General features: G+C 49.8%; 24 protein-coding genes. 13 read left to right on the forward strand and 11 right to left on the reverse strand.

Going from position 1 to position 25,492, the window contains the following annotated elements:
• Positions 1-5: 5 nt before the first annotated feature.
• The 5 genes from C7379_RS07465 to C7379_RS07485 all read right to left on the reverse strand — a co-directional run bounded on the left by C7379_RS07465 (position 6) and on the right by C7379_RS07485 (position 6,436).
• The gene (locus C7379_RS07465; RefSeq protein WP_207773406.1) at positions 6-614 is read right to left on the reverse strand and encodes a tetratricopeptide repeat protein; all 609 of its coding nucleotides are present in this window, start codon (positions 612-614) and stop codon (positions 6-8) included.
• 6 nt (positions 615-620) lie between these two features.
• Positions 621-1,862: a M64 family metallopeptidase gene (locus tag C7379_RS07470; RefSeq protein WP_116616735.1), complete on the reverse strand. Its 1,242-nt coding sequence runs from the start codon at positions 1,860-1,862 to the stop codon at positions 621-623.
• A 24-nt stretch (positions 1,863-1,886) separates the two neighbouring features.
• Entirely contained in the window at positions 1,887-2,813 is a 927-nt protein-coding gene (locus tag C7379_RS07475) for a glucosaminidase domain-containing protein (RefSeq protein ID WP_116616736.1), read from the reverse strand.
• Between the two features lie 63 nt (positions 2,814-2,876).
• Positions 2,877-4,883, reverse strand: a complete 2,007-nt coding sequence (rho, locus tag C7379_RS07480; RefSeq protein WP_116616737.1) for a transcription termination factor Rho — start codon at positions 4,881-4,883, stop codon at positions 2,877-2,879.
• A 374-nt stretch (positions 4,884-5,257) separates the two neighbouring features.
• Positions 5,258-6,436, reverse strand: a complete 1,179-nt coding sequence (locus C7379_RS07485) for a M20 aminoacylase family protein (RefSeq protein ID WP_207773407.1) — start codon at positions 6,434-6,436, stop codon at positions 5,258-5,260.
• A gap of 554 nt (positions 6,437-6,990) precedes the next feature.
• Here C7379_RS07485 and C7379_RS07490 point away from each other — a divergent pair.
• The 13 genes from C7379_RS07490 to C7379_RS07545 all read left to right on the forward strand — a co-directional run bounded on the left by C7379_RS07490 (position 6,991) and on the right by C7379_RS07545 (position 19,107).
• Positions 6,991-8,241, forward strand: a complete 1,251-nt coding sequence (locus C7379_RS07490; RefSeq protein ID WP_116616738.1) for an MFS transporter — start codon at positions 6,991-6,993, stop codon at positions 8,239-8,241.
• A 127-nt stretch (positions 8,242-8,368) separates the two neighbouring features.
• On the forward strand, positions 8,369-8,968 hold the full coding sequence (locus C7379_RS07495; protein ID WP_207773410.1) for a DUF151 domain-containing protein: 600 nt from the start codon (positions 8,369-8,371) through the stop codon (positions 8,966-8,968).
• Complete coding sequence (locus C7379_RS07500) at positions 8,965-9,687, forward strand: 16S rRNA (uracil(1498)-N(3))-methyltransferase (protein ID WP_116616739.1); 723 nt, start codon at positions 8,965-8,967, stop codon at positions 9,685-9,687. The genes C7379_RS07495 and C7379_RS07500 overlap by 4 nt, the downstream gene beginning before the upstream one ends.
• Positions 9,687-11,015, forward strand: a complete 1,329-nt coding sequence (locus C7379_RS07505; protein ID WP_116616740.1) for a DUF4836 family protein — start codon at positions 9,687-9,689, stop codon at positions 11,013-11,015. The genes C7379_RS07500 and C7379_RS07505 overlap by 1 nt, the downstream gene beginning before the upstream one ends.
• A gap of 4 nt (positions 11,016-11,019) precedes the next feature.
• Complete coding sequence (locus C7379_RS07510) at positions 11,020-11,664, forward strand: ATP-binding cassette domain-containing protein (RefSeq protein ID WP_116616741.1); 645 nt, start codon at positions 11,020-11,022, stop codon at positions 11,662-11,664.
• Positions 11,661-12,860, forward strand: a complete 1,200-nt coding sequence (locus tag C7379_RS07515; protein ID WP_116616742.1) for an ABC transporter permease — start codon at positions 11,661-11,663, stop codon at positions 12,858-12,860. The genes C7379_RS07510 and C7379_RS07515 overlap by 4 nt, the downstream gene beginning before the upstream one ends.
• Positions 12,861-12,877: 17 nt before the next feature.
• Positions 12,878-13,792, forward strand: coding sequence for an RluA family pseudouridine synthase (locus C7379_RS07520; RefSeq protein WP_116616743.1), 915 nt, complete (start codon positions 12,878-12,880; stop codon positions 13,790-13,792).
• A 384-nt stretch (positions 13,793-14,176) separates the two neighbouring features.
• A complete protein-coding gene (locus tag C7379_RS07525) occupies positions 14,177-15,742 on the forward strand; it encodes an acyl-CoA carboxylase subunit beta (RefSeq protein ID WP_116616744.1) in 1,566 nt (521 codons plus the stop codon).
• Between the two features lie 36 nt (positions 15,743-15,778).
• Positions 15,779-15,928 (forward strand): hypothetical protein, encoded by a 150-nt coding sequence (locus tag C7379_RS12735; protein WP_165815045.1) that lies wholly within the window; start codon positions 15,779-15,781, stop codon positions 15,926-15,928.
• A 6-nt stretch (positions 15,929-15,934) separates the two neighbouring features.
• On the forward strand, positions 15,935-16,372 hold the full coding sequence (locus tag C7379_RS07530; protein ID WP_116616745.1) for a biotin/lipoyl-containing protein: 438 nt from the start codon (positions 15,935-15,937) through the stop codon (positions 16,370-16,372).
• Positions 16,373-16,592: 220 nt separating this feature from the next.
• On the forward strand, positions 16,593-17,399 hold the full coding sequence (locus C7379_RS07535; protein ID WP_116616746.1) for a glycogen/starch synthase: 807 nt from the start codon (positions 16,593-16,595) through the stop codon (positions 17,397-17,399).
• Positions 17,400-17,452: 53 nt separating this feature from the next.
• A complete protein-coding gene (locus C7379_RS07540; protein ID WP_116616747.1) occupies positions 17,453-18,979 on the forward strand; it encodes a DUF4270 domain-containing protein in 1,527 nt (508 codons plus the stop codon).
• Positions 18,979-19,107 carry a dehydrogenase gene (locus C7379_RS07545; protein ID WP_116616748.1) on the forward strand — a complete coding sequence of 43 codons (129 nt, stop codon included), beginning with the start codon at positions 18,979-18,981 and terminating at the stop codon, positions 19,105-19,107. The genes C7379_RS07540 and C7379_RS07545 overlap by 1 nt, the downstream gene beginning before the upstream one ends.
• 303 nt (positions 19,108-19,410) lie before the next feature.
• Here the strand turns inward: C7379_RS07545 and nqrF are convergent, their stop codons facing one another.
• The 6 genes from nqrF to C7379_RS07575 are packed head-to-tail and all read right to left on the reverse strand — an operon-like array spanning position 19,411 to position 25,206.
• Positions 19,411-20,682 (reverse strand): NADH:ubiquinone reductase (Na(+)-transporting) subunit F, encoded by a 1,272-nt coding sequence (nqrF, locus tag C7379_RS07550; RefSeq protein WP_116616749.1) that lies wholly within the window; start codon positions 20,680-20,682, stop codon positions 19,411-19,413.
• A 9-nt stretch (positions 20,683-20,691) separates the two neighbouring features.
• Positions 20,692-21,300: an NADH:ubiquinone reductase (Na(+)-transporting) subunit E gene (gene nqrE / locus C7379_RS07555; RefSeq protein WP_116616750.1), complete on the reverse strand. Its 609-nt coding sequence runs from the start codon at positions 21,298-21,300 to the stop codon at positions 20,692-20,694.
• 2 nt (positions 21,301-21,302) lie between these two features.
• Positions 21,303-21,935, reverse strand: coding sequence for an NADH:ubiquinone reductase (Na(+)-transporting) subunit D (locus tag C7379_RS07560; RefSeq protein WP_116616751.1), 633 nt, complete (start codon positions 21,933-21,935; stop codon positions 21,303-21,305).
• 6 nt (positions 21,936-21,941) lie between these two features.
• Positions 21,942-22,640, reverse strand: a complete 699-nt coding sequence (gene nqrC / locus C7379_RS07565) for an NADH:ubiquinone reductase (Na(+)-transporting) subunit C (RefSeq protein WP_116616752.1) — start codon at positions 22,638-22,640, stop codon at positions 21,942-21,944.
• Positions 22,637-23,812 (reverse strand): NADH:ubiquinone reductase (Na(+)-transporting) subunit B, encoded by a 1,176-nt coding sequence (locus C7379_RS07570; protein ID WP_116616753.1) that lies wholly within the window; start codon positions 23,810-23,812, stop codon positions 22,637-22,639. The genes nqrC and C7379_RS07570 overlap by 4 nt, the downstream gene beginning before the upstream one ends.
• Before the next feature lie 41 nt (positions 23,813-23,853).
• Positions 23,854-25,206, reverse strand: coding sequence for a Na(+)-translocating NADH-quinone reductase subunit A (locus C7379_RS07575; protein WP_116616754.1), 1,353 nt, complete (start codon positions 25,204-25,206; stop codon positions 23,854-23,856).
• Positions 25,207-25,492: the final 286 nt, after the last annotated feature.

The following is a 25,492-nucleotide window of genomic DNA, read 5'->3' on the forward strand; positions in this document are numbered from 1 at the left end:
ACAGGTCAATGACCTTGTTTTATTTTATCGCAGCATCCCTTTATCATGTTTCTTATTTGCGCTATGCGGGCTTGCTCTTCGGGTCGGTGCCGCCGATAATAAACCAAGGCACTTTGCAGATTGTCGAGGGCGGCTATCCATTCATGTCGATACGTATGGATGAAGCCAATGCGATAAAAGGCGTCGGGCATCTCGTTTGGCTTGCAAAGACTGAGCATTGTTTGGTAAAGAGGCAGCGCTTGGTCGTATTGCTCCAAGAAAAAATGGCTCTCGGCGTTGGCGAAATAATAGATGGATCGCTCTTGTGGGGCGAATGCCGATAATTGTGGGATGACAGAATCTAACAGGGTGGTGGCTTGTTTGTAATCCCACTCGTAATAGCAACACACGCCGAGATATGCCTTGAAGCGTGGGTTCAAGCGGTAATGGGCATTGAGTTTTTGCAGCAGTAGGCGCGCCTCGTGATATTTGCCACTCTGAAAATAATCCAAGGCCATACCCAGACGGTCGCTGTCTGACATCTGTGCGCTGGCTTTCGCGCACGGCGCCAGCGCCATTGTTGCCACCGCTACAAGCCAAAGGGTAAGGCGCAAGATTGGGGCGTGACGGCGCATGGGCGATTATTTCACGTAAAAATCGATGAGCGCGCGGATGGCCTTTTGGCAGGCTGGACAAAACTCAGGGTTCTCGTTGGTGCGCATTCGGCAATCGTCATAGGCTCGGTAAACGCCTTTTAGCTTGTAGCCTGCGCCCTCGAAAAAGCCCGCCTTGGGGTCGTGGCCGATGAGGTCTTGCCATTTGCCGCTGAAGTTTGCCTTGGTGGTGATGTTTTGTTCCCACGGCTCCACGTCCAAGGGATACATGTCTATCTCATCGCCTTCGTAAGCGTATTCGTCAGCAAGGCCGGCGAAGCTGTGCCCGAACTCGTGCACCACGACCGGCTCCGACCATCTATTGTGCGTGGTGGAGAGCACGTATGAGTTGAGTATGCCACCACCGCCATAACGCGCTGAGTTGACCAAAACGAGAATATGCTCATAGGGGATGCCGGCCAGCAGGTGGTGCATGGTTTTCAAATGCGACGTGGTGAGGTAGCGCTCGCTGTAGTTGGTGTACCAATGTGAGCCAAGGGCGGTGTTCTTCCACAGTTTCTTGCCCGGCTCGCTGGCGCCGCTTTGGGCGGAGACGGCCTTGACGGCTACCACGTTGAAAGCTCCGCGAGCGGTCTTGAAAGGCTCGTGTGCGAAGATGGCTTCCATTGCCTTTTTGGCGTCTTGTATAAAAATGGGCATCTCCTCAGCCCTGTACCCCTCTGCCAAGAATGCTAAATGGATGCAGCGGGTGGTGTCGGCGGCTGTCTGTAGCGTCTCGAACGGTGTGATGTCGCACTCGCCGATGGGACGAATGAGGATGTCGGTGGGCACCACTTGGTGTGTTTGTGAGGCGCACACTTGGCGGCGGTTGTCTCGCAGTTGTACGGTGATGTCCACGGTGTCTTTGGGCATGGGCACCAAAAAGACATTCTCGAACGCTCGGCGCGCGTGCAAGGCCTCGGGCTCTTGCTGCCACTCTTGGAACAGCGTGGAAAAAGCGTTGCGGTAGATTACACGCTGTGAGCGATGGTCGCGCACAATGATTTGTCCGTTGCCCTCTACGGGCGTGTTGGCCAATCGGTGGCGTTTGCCATACCAATGGGGCGAAACCAACAGCTCGTCCACGGCAATCTGCTGGTCGGCGTGGCTGCCTGAGAAGATATAATCAACGCGAAGCGTACGGTCTTCGAAATAATCGTCGAAAGCCTGCGCTTGGGCGGTGGCGCTTGTGACAAGCGCCGCGAGGAGCGACAAAAATGTTTTTTTCATAGTGGTGTCATTCTTGCTCGTTATTTAGTACACGCGCAACTGTCGTCCCACTTCAATTTGATAATCAGGCGGCAGTTTGTTCATTTTATAAAGACTCTTCAGCCTTATGCCGTAATGTTGGGCTATGGAATACATGCTTTCGCCCGGTTGCACGGTATGTGGCTTGTTTTTGAATGCCTTGGGCGCATGTTTGCGTTTCTTTTTGAGGTACACAATCTCGCCGGCTTGAAGCACGTCGTGGTAGTTGCGCTCATTGTATTTGGCGATTTTGCGGCCCGACAGTTCGATCTCTTTGCCAATGGCTTTGAAAGTGTCGCCCTCGCGGGCCATCATATAATAATTCTTGTTGAAGATGCGTATGGGGTGCAAGCGATGGCTCTGGTCCACGGGTTGGGCCACTCCCGAGCGCTCGGCCATGAAGTGATCGTAAGTGGTGGCGTTGTCGTAAAGGTACAATTTGTACAGCTCGATAATCTCAATGAGCTTGTATGCGTAACGTGGGTTGGTGGCGTAGCCGCATGCTTTCAGTCCGTGCGCCCATCCTTTGTAGTCTGTGAGGTCAAGTGAGAAGAGGCGAGCGTATCTCTTGCTCCGTGTGAGAAAGGCGCTGTGGTCTTCGTAGCTCTGCTTGGGATTGTCGTAAACGCGGAAACATTCTCCAATTTCGTCGTCATCGTAGGTCATGCTTCGCCCTGTCCACCCATGACATTTAATGCCGAAATGGTTGTTGCCCCGTGTGGCTAGGAGGCTCGTACCCGCCGCGCTCTCAAACACGCCTTGTGCCAATGTGATGCTGGCGGGTATGCGGTGGCGCAACATCTGCTCGATAGCCATGTCTTTGTATTGGTCGAAATATATTTGGTATTGGTTGTTCCACTTTGTCTGCGCTTGCCCATAGAGGGTGGCGCAGATGCAGAATAGGCAACACAAAAAAAGTTTCAATCTATACATGGGAATATGGATTTGAGGGGTGTAGGGCCCGTCGAACTATTGGCTAAGCGACGTGGGTGGTGGCTACCCATTCATGGAGAGGAGGAACTCCGAGTTGTCTCGTGTCTTCTCCATGCGATCATGGATGGCGTTCATGGCTTCCAATGGGTTCATGTCGGCGATGTACTTGCGCAAGATCCACATGCGGTCGAGGGTGGTCTTGTCGTGCAAAAGGTCGTCTCGACGAGTGCTCGAGGCTATGAGGTTGACAGATGGGAATATGCGTTTGTTGCTCAAAGAGCGATCCAATTGCAGCTCCATGTTGCCCGTACCCTTAAACTCTTCGAATATTACTTCGTCCATTTTGCTGCCGGTGTCTATGAGAGCAGTGGCGACAATGGTGAGAGAACCTCCTCCCTCAATGTTTCGGGCAGCGCCAAAAAAGCGCTTGGGCTTCTGCAAAGCATTGGCGTCGACGCCACCAGTGAGCACCTTGCCGCTGGCTGGCGACACCGTGTTGTAGGCGCGTGCGAGCCGTGTTATGGAGTCGAGGAATATCACCACGTCGTGCCCGCACTCTACCATGCGCTTGGCTTTCTCCAATACGATGCCGGCTATTTTGACGTGACGCTCGGCCGCTTCGTCGAACGTAGAGGCTATAACTTCTGCATTGACGGTGCGCGCCATGTCTGTGACCTCTTCCGGGCGCTCATCGATAAGCAGCATCATGAGGTAGGCCTCAGGGTGGTTGGCGGCTATGGCGTTGGCGATATTCTTCATCAATATGGTCTTACCGGTCTTGGGTTGGGCCACGATCAAGGCGCGTTGACCTTTGCCTATGGGTGAGAAGAGGTCGACAATGCGTGTGGATAGATTGGTGGTCTTGGGATCTCCGCAGAGTGTGAACTTTTCTTCGGGGAAGAGCGGGGTGAGGTGCTCAAACGGTATGCGGTCGCGAATTTCGGCCGGCGTGCGCCCATTGATTTTATCAATACCCGTCAGTGGAAAATATTTCTCGCCCTCGCGCGGTGGTCTTACATGACATTCCACCACGTCGCCGGTCTTCAAATTGAAGTGCTTGATTTGCTGGGCAGCCACGTATACGTCGTCGGGCGATGATAAATAGTTATAGTCGCTGGAGCGTAAGAAGCCATAGCCGTCTGGCATGATCTCCAAGACTCCGATGCCTTTGATGAGATCCGTGAAGTCGTATGTTTGCTGGTTGCCATTCGATGTATTGCCGCTTGGCTGATAGCTCGGGGTCGCTGGCTGCGCAGAAGAGTTGATGGGATTGTCGAACATGTCATAATTGGGCACCTCGCCTTGGTCTTCAATGGGCAGGTCGGTCACAATCAAGAAGTCTGACCCATCGCCCGGATCTCCAGCCCAAACACCATCGGGTTTTTCAGATTCCTCGCTGTCTGTGTCGTCGTCCTTGCGCGAATTGATTTTTGCTTGTAACTTGGCGATCAGTTCGTCGTTGGCCTTGTTGTCCTCATTCTCGCCTTTTTTGGCAAACGAGGCTTCTGGGATGACAGCCTCTTCGTCGTTTGTGATGGCGTCAACGTTGTCTTTTTTCACGGTCTTTTGATTTTGTGTTTCTTTCTGGATGGTGTCTTGGGTGTTGTCCTCGCCATCGTTTGCCTTGAGGGCTTCAATTTCTTCGATGAGTTTGCGTTCTTGTTTCGTTTTTGGGCCACGATGTTTTGGCATGGCTGCCAATTGCGCTTCTAATTCTGAAATTTTCTTTTGTGGATTGCTTTCCTCTGTTTTTGAAGTGGTTGTAACAGTATTGTTTTTGAATAGTTGCAACTGTGTGTTCCCGTTTTTTCCGTTTCTCGTGTCGAAGTTTTCGCCATCCTTTCCTTTCACCGAGTACACGCGGTCTGGCTCGCTACGCCCTATACGCATGCGCTTGTGCTTGGCAGATAACAATGTTTGGTTTTTGCTCTCGTCTTCTGCCTGCTTGTCAAGGATGGCGTATATTAGTTGGTCGGTATCATTATAATCATTTGAGTTAATGCCAAGGTTGTCGGCAATATCTCCCAATGCAGAGATACCTTTGGATAATAATTCCTCTTTGCTATACATGTTTGTATGGTAAAATTTGTTTTAATGGGAAGAATGCTTCAAAAGTGAAGCATTTTTATGAAATGTGTTGCAAAGGTAATAAAATGTGTCGATTTACGAAATTTATGCTCCATAAAATCTTCTTTATTAACATATATTTATTTTTCTCTTGTTGCAAAATCATTTCTTGTTGGTACGAGGTCGTTTTTCCGCGAGCGAGACGCCCAGACAAGCATGACGCTTGTCTGGGCGTTTGATACGAAGCCTTATATTATATAAGGTGTAGTTATGTGTTATATGAGGCTCGTCCTACTTAGCTTGCTTCATGATTAAACAAGAGTTGCTGTAGGGTGGCAAGTGTTATCGTAGTTTGTGTCTTGAATAAGTTAAAGTTGTTATTTCAAGTATTCCTCACAGAGTGCCACCCAGAGCGATGCTCCCACAGCCAGGATGTCTTGGTCGAAGATATATGCCGGATTGTGCACCATAGGCGTGTCTCCGTTGCCAATCATCACGTAGCTGCCCGGTTTGTGCTGTAACATGAATGCGAAGTCTTCGCTGCTCATCATGGGTTTGCATGGGTACACCACGCTGTCTTCGCCAAATCGTTGGCGGGCCACGTTGGCGGCGAACTGGGTTTCTTCTCGTGTGTTCACCAACACGGCGCCCGGTTGTCCCTCCTTGATGTCGTACTCGCACCCGAAGCATTCGGCTTGGGCGGCCGTAATCTCTCTTATGCGCCGCAACGCTGCCTTGCGTGCATCTGTCTGCATGTTGCGCATGGAGAGCTTGAGCATGGCCTCGTTGGGTATGACATTGCCCGAGTTTCCGGCTTGAAATGAGCCGATTGTCACCACGCTGTTTTGCCAAGGTGACAGGTTGCGCGACACGATGGTCTGCAGGGCCATCACCAGTGACGCGCCAGCCACCACGGGGTCTATGGTCAGCTCGGGCATGGAGCCGTGCCCACCCTTGCCCGTAAGTCGTATCTCCCAATTGTCCACGGCTGACATAGTCTCGCCCTCATGGAAGTGAAACACTCCCTTTGGCAATCCCGGTATGTTGTGCATGGCGTATACCCGATCCACGTCGAAGCGCTCAAAAAGACCGTCGGCAATCATTGATGGGCCACCCTGCATGGTCTCTTCGGCCGGCTGGAATATGAAACGTACCGTTCCATTGAACTTCTTGGTCTTGGCAAGGTATTTGGCGGCGCCTAAGGCCATGGCAGAATGGCCGTCGTGCCCGCACAGGTGCGACACGTGGTCGTGCTTGCTCTTGTATGGCAAGTCGTTTGTCTCGGTCATTGGTAGGGCGTCCATGTCTGCCCTGATGCCAATGCTTTTTTTGCCATCTCCGTGGCGCATGGTAGCCACCAATCCCTCTATGTCGTTCTTGCCTACATGTTCGCAGACCTCGTATCCCCATTCTCTGAGTAGCGTCGCTATGTATTTAGCGGTGTTACGCTCTTGGGTGGACACCTCTGGGTTGGCATGGATATGGCACATCCACGATTTCATCTCGGGCAGTAGCTCTGCCACTCCCACGATAGGTTTTGCTTTTATTTCACTCATATCGCATTGTTGTTGCGCCTGCCTTATCCATAATAAAGGCCTGCCGTTAGTCTGTTTTGTCTGTCTGTATATTTGATAATATTAATGCAAAAATACCAAACATTGTCGATATAACTCGTGTGAAGTTGATAATATTACATTTTTTTTTATTGGCATTGGGAAAAACAGATGGTGGTGGCATGAAATGTGGTATGTATTTTTTAAATCAAAGTGTAAAAGCGATTGGTCGCGTAATGAACCACGCTCCTTTGCTTATTTACATATTTCCTCAAAAAAATGAAAAGCTGATAAGACAGCCATATAGAGCCTATCTTTAAAAAGTTTTTCCCTCACAATCCCCATTGTCATATCACGATAACAGCTAATAGGCCAACAGCAGATAAGATTGCTTGGGAATGTGGTGTTATTATACCTTGAAATAAGAGAGCCACTTATATTTCTGTCGTAAAAATGTACAAAAATGTTTTTTTATGGAGAAAAGTATTATCTTTGCAATTGAAAAAACAAGGAGAGGGATGCCTGTAGGGAGCTTCCCGTCATAAAATCGAATTGATATGAATTTGAAAGTGCGCTTGGCGCTGATGAACTTTTTGGAGTTTGCCGTTTGGGGTGCCTATCTCACGTGCATGGGCATCTATCTGAGCAATATCGGCATGGCTTCGCATATCGGAGCATTTTTTGCCATGCAAGGTATCGTGTCTATCTTTATGCCTGCTTTGATGGGTATCATTGCCGACCGATGGGTGCCAGCCCAACGACTGTTGGGCTATTGTCACCTCTTGGCCGGTGCGTTCATGCTCATGACGGCTTGGTACGGCCATGCGCAGGGCCAAGAGGCACAGTTCGGCACGCTGTTTGGACTTTACTCCTTGAGTGTGGCGTTCTACATGCCAACGCTTGCCCTGACCAACTCGGTGGCCTATAACGCCCTGACTCGAGCCGGGCTTGACACCGTGAAGGATTTTCCGCCCATTCGGGTGCTTGGCACCGTGGGTTTCATCTGCACGATGTGGTTTGTCGATATCATGGGTTTCAAGACCAATGAACTGCAATTTGTCACGAGCGGTGTGTTGAGCGTGGTGCTCTTCTTGTACTCGTTCACGCTGCCAGCCTGTCCCGTGTCGTGTGATGACGAGCGCAAATCCGTGGTCGATGCTTTGGGATTGCGTGCGTTCAGCCTGTTCAAAGACCGGCACATGGCTATCTTTTTCATCTTTTCCATGCTCTTGGGTGTGAGCTTGCAAATCACCAATGGCTTTGCCACACCGTTCATAGAGAGTTTTGCAAAGATACCTGAATATGCCGAAACCTTTGGCGTGAAGCACTCGGTGATACTCTATTCCATATCACAAGTGAGCGAGACGCTTTGCATCTTGATGATACCTTTCTTTATGAAACGTTATGGCATCAAGAATGTCATGCTTATCGCCATGTTCGCATGGGTGCTGCGTTTTGGGTTGCTGGGCGCCGGCAATCCCGGGTCGGGCGTATGGATGTTTGTGGCATCGATGATAATATACGGTGTAGCTTTCGACTTTTTCAATATTTCTGGCTCGCTATTCGTGGACCGTTCCACTGACCCACATCTGCGCTCGTCGGCCCAAGGTCTGTTCATGCTAATGACCAATGGGTTGGGAGCCACCATCGGTTCGTTTGCCGCGCAAGCCGTGGTTAACGCCAACACTGTGGACGGCGTGACGGCGTGGCAAACCTGTTGGTACACCTTCGCGGCGTATGCTTTGGTGGTGGGCGTTGCTTTTGCCATCATTTTCAGACCTAAAAGTAGCGTGAACGCACAAAAATAGAAATAAGAGTCGCATGGGTCTGAGCGATATGGCAACAAAAATGATATGTGACCGCGCGAATGCCCCATCACTCTTGCGCACGTTTCTTGCCCCCCTTATCTCTCAAAATAAACGAAGGAAATATTTGATGATAAAAAGAGTAAGACTCATATTCAAGAGCGTCTCGGAGATAGTAGGCGCCAAAAACATAGGATTGTTGGTACTTACCGACTCTGCCGAGATGCGACAGGTGGTCTTGCCGTGCGACGAGCGTACGTTGCAAGCGTTTGCCATGCGTATAAAGCGCACGCCCACGGTGGACAAGCTGTTGCCCGAGGTGTTGACCAACGTGGTGCAATGGCAGACCGAATTGCGTTTGGAAGTACACATAGATCGCCTGCGTAAGGGCAAATATCAGGCCGTGTTGAGCAATGAAGATACACTCGATGAGGTGCCCATCATGGCTGCTGATGGTGTGTTATTGTCGTTTGTGACACGTGGTGACATACCCGTGATGATGGCGGAGGAACTGTTTATGCGCCAAAGTACCGTCTACGACGATGGCGCGAGCGGTGTGTCGCTACCCGTAAATACCATAAGCGACGAGATGTTGCAAAGTGCGTTGGACAAGGCCATTAAGAACGAGAACTATGAGATGGCGTCGGATCTCAGAGACGAAATGAACCGGCGCAAGAAGGTATCACGCGGTGATGTTGGCAGCGTCGAGCCCCAAAATGGCAAGGAATGAAAGAAACGCGGTTTTTTTATGTGCCCCAAGCGGCAAGCAGTGACGAGTTGCCCGAGGAGGAAGCCAAGCATGCCGTGCGTGTGTTGCGGTTGCAGGCAGGCGACGAACTATACCTGATGGATGGACAGGGCACCTTTTATGACGCGGAGCTGACACTCGCCTCTGCCAAGCATTGCTTCTATCGCATTGCGCGCGCGCTGCCGCAACAGAAAAGATGGCAAGGACGTATACATTTGGCCATAGCCCCCACCAAGATGATGGAGCGCATGGAATGGCTTTTGGAGAAAGCCACTGAGATCGGTTTTGACGAGGCTACGTTGCTGCTCTGCCGTTTCTCGGAGCGCAAGACCGCTCGCGTTGATCGGCTTGACAGGATTGTGATAGCCGCTACTAAGCAGAGCAGGCAAGGGTGGAAACCCACATTGACGAGTCTCACGCCGTTTGCACATTTTGTGCAGACCCCACGCGCCGGTCGCAAATTTATCTGCCATTGCTATGAGGAGGTGCCCAAGGTGGATCTCTATGACACGTTGCGCGCTATGCCACCGCATGACGAGGTGACGGTGCTCGTGGGACCAGAGGGCGATTTTTCTTTGGACGAGGTGAGGCTGGCCATGGCCCACGGCTATGAGAGTGTGACGCTTGGCAATAGCAGGTTGCGCACCGAGACGGCCGGACTGATGGCGGTGACGATGGCTCAACTATCAAAAAGATTGTGATGAAAAAAATATTTTATGGTTTGATGGCGCTGCTCATGACGGCGCTCGCATCGTGCTCGGACACCGATTATCTTAACGCTGTGCCAGCCGAGAGTAAACTTATCATGGGAATAGACCCAGTGAAAGTGAGTGGTACGGGCAACCAGCTCGTGTTGAAGACATTGCTGCATGTGTCTGATTTGGACAAGACCGGGATAGACCTCTCGGCGCGGGTGTACTTCTTTGAGGATGCACAAGGCAATTTGGGATTGTGCGCCAAGGTGACAAACCGAGACCGTTTGGACACGACGCTCGGCAAGATAGGTCAAGCGTTAGCTCGCAAAAAAGATTTCGACTTCACGGCACTGCCGAGCCATTGGATAGCCGGCAGGTCTGACAAGGCGTTGCTGCTCATGGGTCCGGCGTTGCCCGCCGAAGAGGATAAGTTGACGACCATGATGTCAAGGTATTTGTCGGCGGACGAGGAAACCGGTATCGTGGGCACGCCGATGTTTGCCAAATTAGACTCTATCAAGGCACCGATGTCCTTGGTGTGCAGTGCCGACGCATTGCCCGAGCAGTTGGTGACACCATTCACTTTGGGCGCGCCACGCGACGCAGACGATTCGCAAGTGATGATTGCCGCCGAGATGAGGGTGGAGAAGGGAAGCTTGATGATAGACGGCGAGACGTTTTCTTTTATCCCAAAGATAAACCAAGCGCTTAAGAAGGCCGCAGAGGTGTACCGTCCAATAGAGGGACGCTATGCCGCCACAATGGCTGACAGTGCCGCATATGGCCTGTTTGTTAACGTGGACGGCTCGCGTTTTATACAGCTCATGCGGCACAACAGTGGCTTGAAGGCTATGCTCTCGGGTATCAATACGGCTATAGACATGGACAATATCATCAAGAGCGTGGATGGAGACATGGCCTTGATAACCCCCGTGGCGGGAACCAATGATTTCAGTATGACGATGGCGGCCAAGCTCAAACACGCTGATTGGTTGGCCGATGTGGATTATTGGAAACGTAGCGTGCCGGCCGGTGGACATATCGGAGACTGGGGGCGCGACTGCTATTATTATATAGGTGGCCACACATCCTACTATTTTGGGGTGACCGATGATTGGCAATACATGAGTGGCGCTAACAAGGCGGCAGCCTTGGCCAGCGTGAAACCATCGGCAAACCCTATCGACAAAACGTTGAGAGATAAGATAAAAGGTGAGAAGATGGTGCTGATTGTCAATTTTAACGCACTGCACGCCGACAAGGCCGAGGCGGTGAAGGCTATGCTCAAACCCATGTTTGGAACGGTCAACACCATCGTTTACACTTTGAAATAGAACAATGAACACGATCAGTTTGTCATCGGTACTGCCCGATGTTTTCGCTCGACGCACAGATTTGCGCTCGCAGGTGTGGCAGAGCGACATTAAGTTTGAGAAAGGAGCCAGATACCTTATAGAAGCCAACTCTGGGAAAGGGAAAAGCACTTTTTGTAGTTATATACTGGGCTATCGCCGTGACTATAGTGGGCATTTGGCTTTTGATGGCCGAGACGCCCAAACGTTGAGAGTGGGCGAGTGGGTGGATTTGCGCCAAAAACACGTGAGCATGCTTTTTCAGGAGTTGCGCCTTTTTCCCGAGTTGACTGCTATGGAAAACGTGCTGATCAAGAATGCGTTGACCCATTTCAAGACAACCATACAAATCGCCACATGGTTTGAGCGCATGGGCATAGCCGACAAAATGGATGTCAAGGTAGGGCTCATGTCGTTCGGGCAGCAGCAGCGGGTAGCTTTCATGCGGACGTTGGTGCAGCCATTTGACTTCATTCTGGCTGATGAGCCTATCTCCCACCTTGATGATGACAACGCAAAGATAATGGCCGACATCATGATGGAGGAGACCACAGCGCAGGGTGCCGGTGTCATCGTGACGAGCATTGGCCGCAATTTGCCTTTGAACTACGATAAAACATTCGAGCTATGAGTTTGGTTTGGAAATTGTTGAGGCAGCACATTAGCGTGCCTCAGTTTGTAGGATTTGCCGTAGCCAACCTTGTGGGCATGTGCATCGTGCTGTTAGGTTGCCAGATTTACTTCGATGTCGTGCCTGTATTGACGGGTGCCGACTCATTTATGAAAACTGATTATCTCATCTTGAGCAAGGCCGTCGGTACCGGCAGCACCATCTCTGGGCGTAGCAATGCATTTGACAACAGCGAGATGGAAGAGCTGCAGCGACAGCCGTTTGTCAAGAGAATGGGACGCTTCACGACATCGGCTTACAAGGTGGACGGACGAATGGGCGTGGCTGGAACCGAGGTGCTGAATACCGAATTGTTCTTGGAGAGCATACCAGATGCGTTTGTTGACGCGGCCTCTAAAGATTGGCATTTCAGCGCTGGTGATCGGGAGGTGCCCATTATATTGCCTCGAAGCTATATCGCCATGTATAATTTCGGGTTCGCGCAAAGCCGGAGACTGCCTAAAATAAGCGATGGCCTCGTGGGTATGATAGACTTGAGGATTTTCGTGCGAGGCAATGGGCGCAAGGAGATGTTCAAGGGACGAGTCATCGGTTTTTCCAACAGGCTTAGCGCCATACTCGTGCCGCAATCCTTTATGGATTGGAGCAACGCCCGATTTGCGCCCGGACAGCAAACCGAAACCACTCGCGTGGTGGTGGATGCGGTGGACGCTGGATCGGAAAAGGTGACCAAATATATAGACCGAAAGGGCTACGAGGTGGAAAATGGACAGCTCGAAGCTGAGAAAACCACCTACCTATTGCGATTGATGATGGCCACGGTGATGGTCGTGGGGCTTGTTATATCGACACTCAGTTTCTATATACTCATGTTGAGTATATACTTGCTTGTGCAGAAGAATACAACCAAATTGGAGAATCTTTTGTTAATAGGTTATAGTCCCATAAGGGTGGCAAAACCTTATCAATGGCTGACCATTTTGCTAAATGTGTCGGTGCTTCTGTTGGCGTGGGTGGTGGTGATAGTGGCGCGCCATTACTATATGGGCATCATTGGCACGCTCTTCCCTGATGCCGACGGAGGCTCCTTGATGTCCGCGATGTTGTTGGGGTTGTCGCTTTTTGGCGTGGTAAGCGTGTTCAACATGGTGGCCATACGTCGCAAGATAGTGTCCATCTGGAAACGTAAGGAATAGAAGGGAAACGTAACGGTATGAGCAAAAAACAGAAAAGCAACACGCGACAAACGGCAATAGAGTCGCAGGGGCGTTTTGACTATTACACGGTGGAAGAAGAAGCGCCACTGTTAGACTGGCTGCTGGCACACTTGGGCGAGAGTCGTTCAAAAGTTAAGGCCACGTTGCAAGGGCAAGGTGTAAAGGTGAACAGAAAGGTAGTGACCCAGTTTGACTATCCCTTGGCGCCGGGCATGAAAGTGAGCGTGAGCAAGACCAAGCGTAATTTGACGTTGAAAAGTCGCTATGTGAAGATGGTGTACGAGGACGATTACTTGGTGGTGGTTGAAAAAAATGTCGGCATACTGTCTATGGCGGCTGGCCATGGCACGCTGAATGTGAAAAGCGTGCTTGATGAGTATTTTGACCATACCAAGCAGCATTGTCGGGCGCATGTGGTGCATCGCCTTGACCGAGACACCAGCGGACTGATGATTTATGCCAAAGACAAGCGCACCGCGTTGACGCTTGAGTCCGACTGGCACAACAACGTGTATGACCGTCGCTACGTGGCGGTGTTGTCTGGAGTGATGGAAGACGATCAAGGCACCATTGCCAACTGGTTGAAAGACAACCGTGCCTACGTCACCTACAGTAGTGATGTGGATAACGGTGGCAAATATGCCGTAACCCATTTTTACACGCTCGACCGTTCTCCATGGCACTCGCTTGTGGAGTTCAAGTTGGAAACAGGCCGGAAAAACCAAATACGCGTCCATGCAGCAGACATGGGACATCCGGTGTGTGGCGATATAAAATATGGCAATGGTGACGACCCTGTCAAACGGTTGTGCCTGCATGCCTATGTGTTATGCTTCTATCATCCCGTGACGCACAAGCCCATGGAGTTTGAAACAAAGATACCACAAGTGTTCAAGCAATTGTTCAAATAATAATTTTTAGCCTTATCAATTCTAATTTCTCATATTACGTGTTTGTCTTGGTGGCCATCGTGGTGGGGCTCATCATCATTAAGAAAATATCGAGCTGTCTTGTACGCGCGATTATTATCTTACTGGTCGTGGCTGTCATGGCATACATCTACCTCACGTTTTTTAAATAAGAGCGCCGATGTGTGGCTGTTGGCATGGCAAGAAACGTTGTCTGTAAAGCCCGCCATGGTCATTCGTGGACTGCTTAAAAAATGTAAATTGAGATTGGGTGGATGACGTGGTATGGCGTGTAATAACATTATTTTAAATCACAAAACAAGGTATGTCGAATTTTATTCGTACTTTTGCAATCTATCTGTAATTAAAGCAACAACAAGACATATTATGAGTAAGCAAACTGAAAAAATTAAAGAGCTTGTAGCCAAACGCGAGAAAGCTCGTCTCGGTGGTGGCGAGAAAGCCATCGAGAAACAGCATGCACGTGGCAAATATACAGCCCGCGAACGCATTGAGATGCTCGTGGATAAAGGAAGTTTTGAGGAGTATGACATGTTCAAACTTCATCGCTGTCACAACTTTGGCATGGAAAAGAAGCAGTTTCTCGGCGATGGTGTCGTGACCGGTTCTGCCACCATTGATGGTCGGTTGGTTTATCTGTATGCGCAAGACTTTACGGTCAATGGCGGCTCGCTGTCTGAGACGATGGCGCAGAAAATTTGCAAGGTGATGGACATGGCTATGCAAAACGGTGCGCCCATGATCTGTATGAACGACTCCGGAGGAGCTCGAATCCAAGAGGGAATATCCGCTTTGGCTGGATATGGCGAGATATTTGAGCGCAATATATTAGCCTCGGGTGTCATTCCGCAGATTAGCGCCATCCTTGGTCCTTGTGCCGGCGGTGCGGTTTACTCACCTGCGCTCACCGATTTTGTCATGATGTTGGAGGGTACCAGCTACATGTTTCTCACTGGCCCGAAAGTGGTGAAAACCGTAACGGGCGAAGAAATAGACTCCGAGCACCTCGGCGGTGCCAGCGTGCACGCCACCAAGAGTGGTGTGACGAGCTTCACGGCCAAGACCGAGGAGGAGGCCATGGAAATGCTCAAGATGCTGTTGAGCTATATTCCGTCCAACAACATGGAAGAGGCTCCGCGTGTAGAGTGCACCGATCCCATAGACCGCAAGGAAGACTTGCTCAACGATATTTTGCCTGACGACCCCAACAAGGCATATGATATGTACAAGGTGATAACGGCATTGACAGACAATGGTGAGTTTTTTGAGGTTCAGCCCAAGTTCGCCAAGAATATCATTATTGGCTTTGCTCGTTTTAATGGCCAAAGTGTGGGTATCGTGGCTAACCAGCCTTCGGCTTACGCGGGTGTGCTTGACGTGAACGCAAGTAGGAAAGGCGCTCGCTTCGTGCGTTTTTGCGATGCCTTTAACATCCCCATCGTGAGCCTTGTTGACGTGCCCGGTTTCTTGCCTGGGACGGGACAGGAATACAACGCCGTGATCCTTCACGGCGCCCAATTGCTTTTCGCTTACGGTGAGGCCACTGTTCCCAAGATCACCATCAACTTGCGCAAGAGCTATGGTGGCTCGCACATAGTGATGGGGTGTAAGCAACTCCGCGCCGACTTGAATTTCGCTTGGCCAACGGCTGAAATTGCCGTGATGGGTGCTTCTGGCGCCGTGGCGGTGCTGAATGGCAAGGAAGCCAAGAAAATTAAGGAAGAAGGTGGTGACGTGAAAGCTTTTCTTGCGGAAAAAGAGGACGAATACACGGAGACTTTTGCCAATCCGTACCAAGCGGCTCAGTTTGGCTATATAGACGACGTGATAGAGCCTCGCAACACACGTTTCCGTATCTGCCGCGCTTTGGCGCAGTTGGCCAACAAGCGACAGAGCCTGCCTAACAAGAAGCATGGTTGCATGCCTATGTAAGGAACGTGGGAACACTATCATAAAGAAATAATGATTATGGATAAAAATATCTATGCTGCCATAGCCATGGCACTCTATGAGTATCAGGGAAACAATGTGCATGACAGAGAGCCCGGTGTCATTACCATCAAGCCAAAGCAGACGATGTGGAACGCCAAATTTCTATCATTCACCTCAAAACCATAAAAGAATATGAAAGCATTTAAATATACTATCGACGGAAAGGAATACACGGTCGAGATTGGTGACATTAACGAAGAGACCTGCTTGGCCAATGTAACGGTCAATGGCGAGGCTTATGAGGTGGGAATTGAAAAACCCGCTGAGCCCGAAAAGAAAAAGGTGGAATTGGGCAAACCCGTAGCGGAAGAGTCCAATGCGGACGCCGACACCAGCTCTACGGCAAATGTTGACACTGCCAACGCCGTGAAAGCGCCTTTGCCAGGCACCATAACCGCCATCAACGTTAAAGTGGGCGATGAGGTTCACGCGGGCGACGCGCTGCTGGTGCTTGAGGCCATGAAGATGGCAAATAACATCGAATCGGAAAAAGACGGCAAGGTCACCGCCATTTGTGTGAAAGTGGGGCAGAGCGTGATGGAAGACGACGCGCTTGTCGTTGTGGAATAATCACGTAGCTGACAATTTTCGAAGCTATTGTAGAAACCAAGAAAAGGCTTGGGCAGAAGGTCTTGACATATTTTGCAAGACCTGGCGCCCAAGCCTTTTTTCGGCGTTGTAAAGAAGAGTAAAACACTCGGTTTAGTGTGAAATCATGCAAAATCAAGTGTATCTTCAATTATATTTCGTACCTTTGCAAACAGTATATTAACTTAGGATAAATACACAAATGACTAAAAAAAGGGTTTTGTTCATCAATCAGGAGATCACTCCATACGTTCCAGAGTCTGAATTGTCGATAATGGGAAAGGAGCTGCCTGAGAAAATGCAAGAAAAGGGATTGGAAATTCGTACGTTCATGCCCAAATGGGGATCGATTAATGAGCGTCGCGGACAACTGCACGAAGTAATCCGGCTTTCTGGCATGAATCTTATCATTGATGACACCGATCACCCATTGATCATCAAAGTGGCAAGTATTCCTGTTTCTCGACTTCAAGTATATTTTATTGACAATGAAGATTATTTCATCAAGCGTCAAGCCATGACAGAGGACGAGTCCGGTGCCGAATATCCCGACAATGGGGAGCGCGCCATTTTCTTCGCGCGTGGTGTGCTGGAAACTGTCAAGAAGTTGAGGTGGACGCCAGACATCGTCCAATGCCAAGGCTGGATGGCCGCCGTGGTGCCACTTTATATCAAAAAGGCATACCATGAAGACCCTTCTTTTGCAAACACCAAGGTGGTCACCTCGCTCTTTCACAATCAGCTTAAAACCTCATTGGGCGATAATTTCAAACGCTGTGTGGAATTTAGGGATGTTAAATTAGACCTGCTTGAACCTTATTCAGAAAAATTTGATTTCATGGAATTGGGCAAAATGGCGATCGATTACAGTGACGCCGTCATAGAGGCTGGCCAAGACGTAAATCTCAATCTTATGAATTATGCCAAGGAAAAGAAACTGCCATTCTTGGATTATCCCGGAGAAGACTACGCGTCGGCCTACAATGCATTCTACGATAAACTCTTGTAAGATAGCCTTTATACCTTATTTATAAGTATAACAATTCAATACACTTCATATACATGAACACGAAGTTTATAGCGGGAATTGCGCTTGTGTGTGCTTTTTTCACAGCTTGCGATGATTCTACGGACAGTATCGGTTCTTCTTTGATAGAGGGAAACAAGGGCGTTTCGATAGAGACGGCATCGTTTGATATTGCAAGTAACTCGGTAAAGACAGACTCTGTTCTTTCCCGGAACGTAACGGGATATTTGGGCAAGGTTCGCGATCCAGAAACTGGGGCCTATATCACGGGCGACTTCATGACGCAATTCAATTATATCAACAACAACGCGATACCTCCGATAGACAGTCTTATCACCTATGATGCCAACGGCAAAGAGGTGCTGGGGAAAAAAGGAACTATCAAGGTAGACTCGTGTGAGATTAGGCTGATATACAACAATTACTATGGCGACAAGAGACAAAGCATGAAGCTCACGGCCTATGAGATGGGACAAACGATGAATGAGAACCGACTTTACTATAGTAATTTCGACCCGATAAAAGAGGGATTTGTTCGAAAGGACGGTATTCGGCAGGATAAAGTGTACAATTTAACCGACTACAATATTCCCCAATCCAAACGCGACTCTAACGCATACCTGCCCTTTATCACCGTGTCGCTCAATGGGGCTTACACATCCAAGGATGGCAAGAGGTTTAACAACTATGGCTCTTATGTGCTGCAAAGCTATTACGATCACCCCGAATATTTCAAAAACTCCTACACTTTCAGGAACCATGTGGTTCCCGGTTTCTTCTTCAAGATGAAGAGTGGATTGGGCAATATGGCTACGATCACGTCGTCTCAACTCAATATTTACTATAAGTATATGATAAAAAAGCCATACGTTGTAAAAACGAATGGCAACACTGTTACGCACTATAAGGATACTGTCTACAACCGTGTGACGATATTTTGGGGTACCGAGGAGGTGCTGCAATCGACAACGATCACAAACGACAAGGCCACCATCGACGAATTGGTCGCAGACCCAAGTTGCACGTATCTCAAATCGCCCTCAGGCGTTTTCACGGAACTTACGCTTCCTGTTGAGGAGATTATGAAAGGCCATGAGCAAGATTCCATCGTTTCTGCCAAGGTTATTGTATCGCGTATGAATAACAAGTTTGGATCAAAATACGATTTCGCTATACCCCAAAACGTGCTGATGGTGCCTGTCAATGCCCTGCGCTCGTTTTTCGAGAAAAATACGTTGCACGATAATAAGGTCACCTATATAGCATCGTATAAGAACGTGGGAGGTGGAGCTTCTGCCAACAATAGTTACACGTTCCATAACATTGCTGGCCTAATCTCGGCGATGTATCATTCCAAGGATAGGTCGGCCAATTGGAACAAGGTCGCGCTCGTGCCTATTTCATTGTCCACCACGACCACCACGTCGGCCTATAACAATAAGCCACAAACCGTTATTACCAAGGTGAGCAACGACATGTCGTTAACCAGTACGAGATTGGTCAAGGGAACAAGCCATAACAGCCCGATCAAGGTTGATGTCATTTATAGCAGGATAAAGTGATGGCAGACAATTTTCTTGAGAGGCATCGGCAAGACTACGAGATGCGCAAGGCTGCGTGGTTAAGAAACAAGAAGCGCATGCCCAAGGTAAAGCGCGAGCTTGAGAGACCAGCCGATGAAAGTCTATGACATATTTGAAGCTCCTGAAACTCCTCTTGACATGAGATATTTCAGGAGCTTTTCGTTATCCCTATATGGCAGGGCGCCATTTCCCTGTCACTATATTTTTGTCATTTAAATGGTTTGGGAGATGGCTTGTCGTGAAATGAATGCACATAAAAGAAGTTACTTTAATTGTCCTGTCAACAACCCACGCATGGTGATACCCCATGCTTGCACATTTGTCACAATCTTATGAAACAAGCCCGACCGTGCGCCATAGAGGCTGCGGGTCGGGCTTGTTTCATGATAAATGTGGGTATTGTATTTTGTTTATCCGAAGTCGTCAAACATGATACTCTCTTTTTCCACGCCTAAAGAGTCTAAGTAAGTGGTCACCGTCTTGATGAGCATGGGTGGCCCGCAGAGGTAATACTCACAGTCTTCGGGAGCCTCATGGTCTTTCAAATAGGTGTCGCGCACACAGTTCACGGCAAATCCGGCGTAATATTTCACGCCAGCCTCGTCAGCTTTCGGGTCTGGACGGTCAAGCGACAGGTGGAAATGGAAATTGGGGAACTCCTTTTCCAGCTCCCAGAAATCTTCCAAGAAGAATGCCTCCACCAAGGCACGTGCGCCATAGAAGAAGTGCATCTCCCTATCCGTGGTGTGCAAAGTCTTGGTCATGTGCATGATTTGCGAGCGCAATGGCGCCATGCCCGCGCCACCGCCAATCCATATCATCTCTCTCTTGGAGTTGAAATGAGGGTGGAAATCACCAAACGGACCGCTCATCATCACTTTGTCGCCCGGTTTCAGACTGAAGATATAAGACGAACCAATGCCCGTGGGTACATTTTGAAAACCTATCTGCGGACGTGGCAAGAACGGTGTTGACGCTATTCTAACGGTCAGCGTTATGATGTCTCCCTCGGCTGGATAGTTGGCCATGGAGTAGGCGCGCACGGTAGGTTCAGGATTAGACGCTTTTAATGAGAGCAGGTTAAATTTCTTCCAAGCCCCTATATAGTCCTCGCCAATAAGGTCTTTGTCGAAGTCCTTGTCATAGTCTATGCAGTCGTAAGCCGGAATTTTGATTTGTGCGTAAGACCCCGGGATGAAGTCCATGTGCTCTCCGGGGGGCAGCGCCACTTTAAATTCTTTGATGAACGAAGACACGTTTTTGTTTGAAATGACCTCGCACTCCCATTCCTTGGCACCGAGAATGGCCTCGTCTATCTTTATTTTCAAGTTGCCTTTCACCTTGGCTTGGCATCCCAAACGCCAGTTTTGTTTGATTTGCTTGCGTGTGAAGTGAGGCTTTTCTGAGTCGAGAATTTCGCCGCCACCCTCCAATATTTGGCATTTGCATTGTCCGCAACTGGCCTTGCCGCCACATGCTGATGGCAGGAATATGCCGTTGGCGTTGAGAGTTGTCATCACGCTGTCACCTTGTGGCACCTCCAAAACCTTGTCGTCGTTGATGGTAATGGTCACCTTTCCGCTTGGACTAAGATATTTCTTGGCTATCAGCAGAATAATGACAAGCAGGAGTATCACCACCAAGAAAACTCCCACGCTACCTAATATAAAGCTCGTGTTCATGTCTTAAAACTAAATTTTGAGTCCCGAGAAGCACATCATGGCCATAGCCATGAGTCCCACCGTAATAAATGTGATACCCAATCCCCTCAATGGTTTAGGTACGTCGCTGTATTCCATTTTCTCTCTGATGGCTCCCATCAGCACGATAGCCAACAACCAGCCCAGACCGGAGCCAAGTGCATAGATTATGGCGTCCCATACGGAGCCTATGTATTGCGAGTTGGCCGGGTCCATGTTAATGCGCTGCTGCATGAACAGTGAGGCACCCATAACGGCGCAGTTCACGGCGATTAGCGGCAGGAATATTCCCAATGAGTTGTAGAGTGCTGGCGAATATCGTTCCACCACCATCTCCACGATTTGCACTATACCGGCTATGACGGCTATGAAAAGGATGAAACTCAAATATGAGAGCCCCATAGGATCGAGCACTTTGGTCTGTAAGAGATAGTCCACGGGCACGGTCACCACCAGCACGAAAGTAACGGCCAAGCCCAATCCGAAAGATGTCTTGACGTTCTTGGATACGGCGAGGAAAGAGCACATGCCAAGAAAAAACGCGAATATCATATTGTCCACAAAGATGGACCTGAAGAATAAATTAATGAGATGTTCCATAGTTATTTATTTTCCTCTTCTTTATAAAAGTAAGCCCTGTGCGCCCAAATGACGCATCCCACCAATATAAGAGCCATCGCCGGCATGGTCATCATGCCATTGTTCATGTAGCCCATGTTATAGAGGCTCTCTGGCAAAATTTGGAAACCAAGCAGAGATCCGCGCCCCAGCAACTCACGCACGGCGCCCACGATCACCAATATCAGGGCATAGCCCAAGCCGTTACCGATGCCATCAAGAAAGCTGGGCCATGGCTTGTTCATCATGGCGAAAGCCTCCAACCGCCCCATTAATATGCAGTTGGTGATGATCAGGCCCACATACACCGACAATTGCACGCTCACGTCGTATGCGAAAGCCTTGAGCATTTGGCTCACAATGGTCACGAGCGCGGCTACGACCACCAATTGTACGATGATGCGTATGCGCATGGGGATGGTTTTTCTGATAATGGAGATGATCACGTTAGAGAATGCCGTGATGACCGTCACGGCGAGACCCATCACGATGGCGGGCTTCAATTGCGAGGTGACAGCCAGCGCCGAGCATATACCCAATACTTGGACGAGAATGGGGTTGTCCAAGTTGAGAGGCTTGCCGAGTACGTCTTTATTTTGTTTTGAGAATAATGCCATAGCCTTTTATTTTTCTTTTAAGAATTTCATGTATTTTCCAAATCCTTCCTTGAACATGTCGTTCACGCCGTTGGACGTTAGCGTGGCTCCCGTGACGGCATCCACCTGCGAGGCTGGATCGTCTATTTTTTTCACCGCGGCAAGCCCAATTTCATTTGTTTGGGGCTTGAATATTTTTTTGCCTTGGAATTGTTGTTGCCATTGCAGGTTGTCCTTGATTTCGGCGCCAAGCCCAGCTGTCTCGCTGTCATGGTTGAAATAGGCGCCATAGACGGTGTTTTTGTCATCGTTCAGGGCCACAAAAGCGTTGATTGGGCCCCACAATCCCATGCCGTATACAGGCAACACGTATTTTGTCTCGCCGTTCACCTTGCACACATAGAGAGCCAACCGGCCCGCCTTGTAATCTGCGGAGTTTAGTTTGAAGCCTGCTTGCGTGCCGCCTTGCGTGCCCTGTTCAAGAATTTTTCCATTCTCGTCAATCACGCGGTCGGCCATTACCACCTCCTTGTATTTGGCGGCGGCGGCTTTGTCATCGAGACCGCGTATGTTCAGCGAGTATAGTATTTGCCTCTGCTGGTCGAGCGCCACGTTGACATCTTGCATGGGTTTCAGTATCTGAAAGACAAATGCCAACAAGAAAGCCACGACGATGACCAATATTGCCGAGTAAATAATCGTGTATGAGTTTGTGTTCGTTTTCATTCCTTGCCCTCCTTTTTTATAATGGCGCGCTTAGCTCGCTTGGAAATGTTGGTGCTCACCACGCAGTAGTCTATTAATGGCGCTATCATGTTACCGAAGAAGATAGCGAGCATCATTCCTTCTGGATAGCCCATGTTCATCACCCGCACAATGATAGCCATCGCACCGATGAAGAAGCCGTAAATGTATTTGCCGGTCTCCGTGCGAGCCGACGTGACGGGGTCTGTGGCCATAAACACGGCGCCAAAGCAGAAACCTCCCATTACCAGATGCTCATACCACGGTGTGCCCGAGGCTCCTGTCTGGTTGAACAGCAAGCCCATGACTATGCCGCCCACAAACACGCTCAGCATTGTTTTCCAGCTGGCCACGCCCGTCCAGAGCAGTATTACGGCGCCTAATGCGATGGCGATGACCGATGTTTCGCCGATAGAGCCGGGAATGAAACCGTACACCATGTCGGCTATCGTGGCCGTGGGAGCTGTGCCTAACGCTATCTGTCCCAACGGCGTTGCGGCCGTGAAGGCGTCAGGAAGGTCATAGCCCAAGCCCAAGATACTGTTTTGCGCCACCCACACCGTCTCACCGGTCATGCACGTGGGGTAGGAGAAGAAGAGAAACATGCGCACGGCGATGGCCACGTTGAAAAGGTTCATGCCCGTGCCGCCGAATATCTCTTTGACGAATATCACGCAGAAAGCGATGGCGATGACAATCATCCACAGCGGCGTGTTAATGGGGATGATGAGCGGAATAAGTATCCCTGTCACCAAATATCCCTCCTGTATCTCCTCGTGTTTCCACTGAGCCCAAGCAAACTCGATACCCAGTCCCACGATGTAGCTCACCAAGAGCTTGGGCAGCACGGCCAAGAAGCCATAGCCAAACATGGCCCAGAAACTTGTCTCGGCCAATTTGTTGGCGGCCAATGCGTTCTGGTAGCCCACGTTGTACATGCCAAAGAGCAGTGCCGGTATCAAGGCGATGACCACCAAACTCATAATGCGCTTGGAGTCTACGGCGTCGTGTATGCTCACGCCCGTCCTCGAAGTGGTGTTCGGGACAAACAGGAACGTTTCGAATCCATCAAACACACTTTGGAAGGCGTGGAGCTTGCCACCCTCCTCAAAATGTGGTTTGACGCTTTCTAAATATTTTTTTAATGCACTCATATTTACGATTTTATGTTTTATGCTTTACAACGAGTAACTGCCTATGCGTTTTCCTTGCGAAGAATGTCCAACCCCTGCCGCACTATTTGCTGCAACGGCTGCTTAGAGGAGTCCACAAACTCGGCCACGGCAAAGTCTTCAGGGCTTACCTCGTATATGCCCAACTGCTCTTGCTTGTCTATGTCTCCGACGATGATGGCCTTTATCAGGTACTCGGCGTATATGTCCATGGGCAGCACCTTGTCGTATTCGCCACTCATGATAATGTGCCGTTTGCCGCCCTTGACGCGCGCGTCGAGGTCGTATTCGTGTTTTTTGCCCTGTAACCAAGTGAGATAACTACGCGACATGGAAAACTCGTTGGGGCGCGGCATGATCCATCCCAAAAGCTCATCCTTGTCGTCGCCCTCCGGTATGACTGTCACTTCAGAGGTGTGCGCCCCCAAGAAGCCATCCGCCGAAGATACTCGGCCCGTCAGCGGGTTGCCGTCTATGATGCGTGTGTGCGCCTCGCTCTCCATGTTGTCGCGGAGAATATCGCCTATCTGCGTACCCACAAGTGCATCCACGTAGGCAGGGTCTTTCACGCGGCTGCCAGCCACTGCCACGGTGCGGCGCAAGTCCACTTTGCCCGTGAGGAACAGCCTGCCGAAGAATATCACGGCCGATGGGTCTACCGTCCATACCGTCTCGTTATGGCTCATGGGCGCAATGTGGTTTATTTGTACGCCCACGTTGCCAGCCGGACATGGCCCGTCAAAGATGTGTACCTTTGCATTTTTCACTTCCACGAGCGCTCGCGCGTCTTGTTTGGCACCTATGCCAAGGTGTACGGGGGCTATTTTTGACAAGGCGGTAATGCCTGCCTGGAAAGCCTCCTCGTTGCCTTGAAGCTCAAACTCGAAGCTGCCAGCCAGCGGCATGTCTCTCAGCGCCGACACGAAGATGCCACTTGGCGTGGTGTTTGGCGTGGTGGAGATAGCGTAAGGCAACTGGTTGATGTACCCGAACAGGCCTGCCTCAAGCAGGGCCGCTTTCACCTTGTCGCCGTTGGAGGCGTTTATGTCCAAGCGCTCGAAAATCCGGTTTTGCTGCGTCTCGTCAGCTTTCACCTTCACGCACATCACCTTGCGGCGCTCACCTCTAAGCACCTCGGTAACCGTTCCACTCACGGGAGACGAAAATCTCACTTCTGGGCATGCCTTGTTTACGAACAGAGGGTCGCCAACGAGCACGTGGTCGCCCACCTTGACAATCACCTTAGGGGTAATGCCAACAAAGCTTTCTGGCACCAAGCCATACGTCGCGGAGCTTCGCGACGGCAGTTTCTTTTCCTTGGCCCTGCCTTTCAGGTTTATATCCAAACCCTTGCGCAACTTAATTACATTTGCCATAGAAAATTCATAATTGTAAATTGGTAATATTATTTCGCATCCCATCTCCAATCTTGGCGTCTCGGTCATCCCACCTCCATTTTCTTTTCCATGTTCATAGCTTTTCGAGCCGCGTTGCGATTAGGCATTAATCATGCTCCGATTAGGCATTAATCGCATCCCGATTAGGGCCTGATGGCAAAAGTTATGGCTGTGGTGGGGCATACTTGGGAAAAGTCATGGCAAAATGTCCGCACGACCAACCTTGGAATGTTTTTGCTTATTCGTTGATGCAAATTTACTCAAA

The sequence above is a fragment of the Hallella colorans genome (genome assembly GCF_003096815.1).
GTDB classification, from domain to species: Bacteria; Bacteroidota; Bacteroidia; order Bacteroidales; family Bacteroidaceae; genus Prevotella; species Prevotella colorans.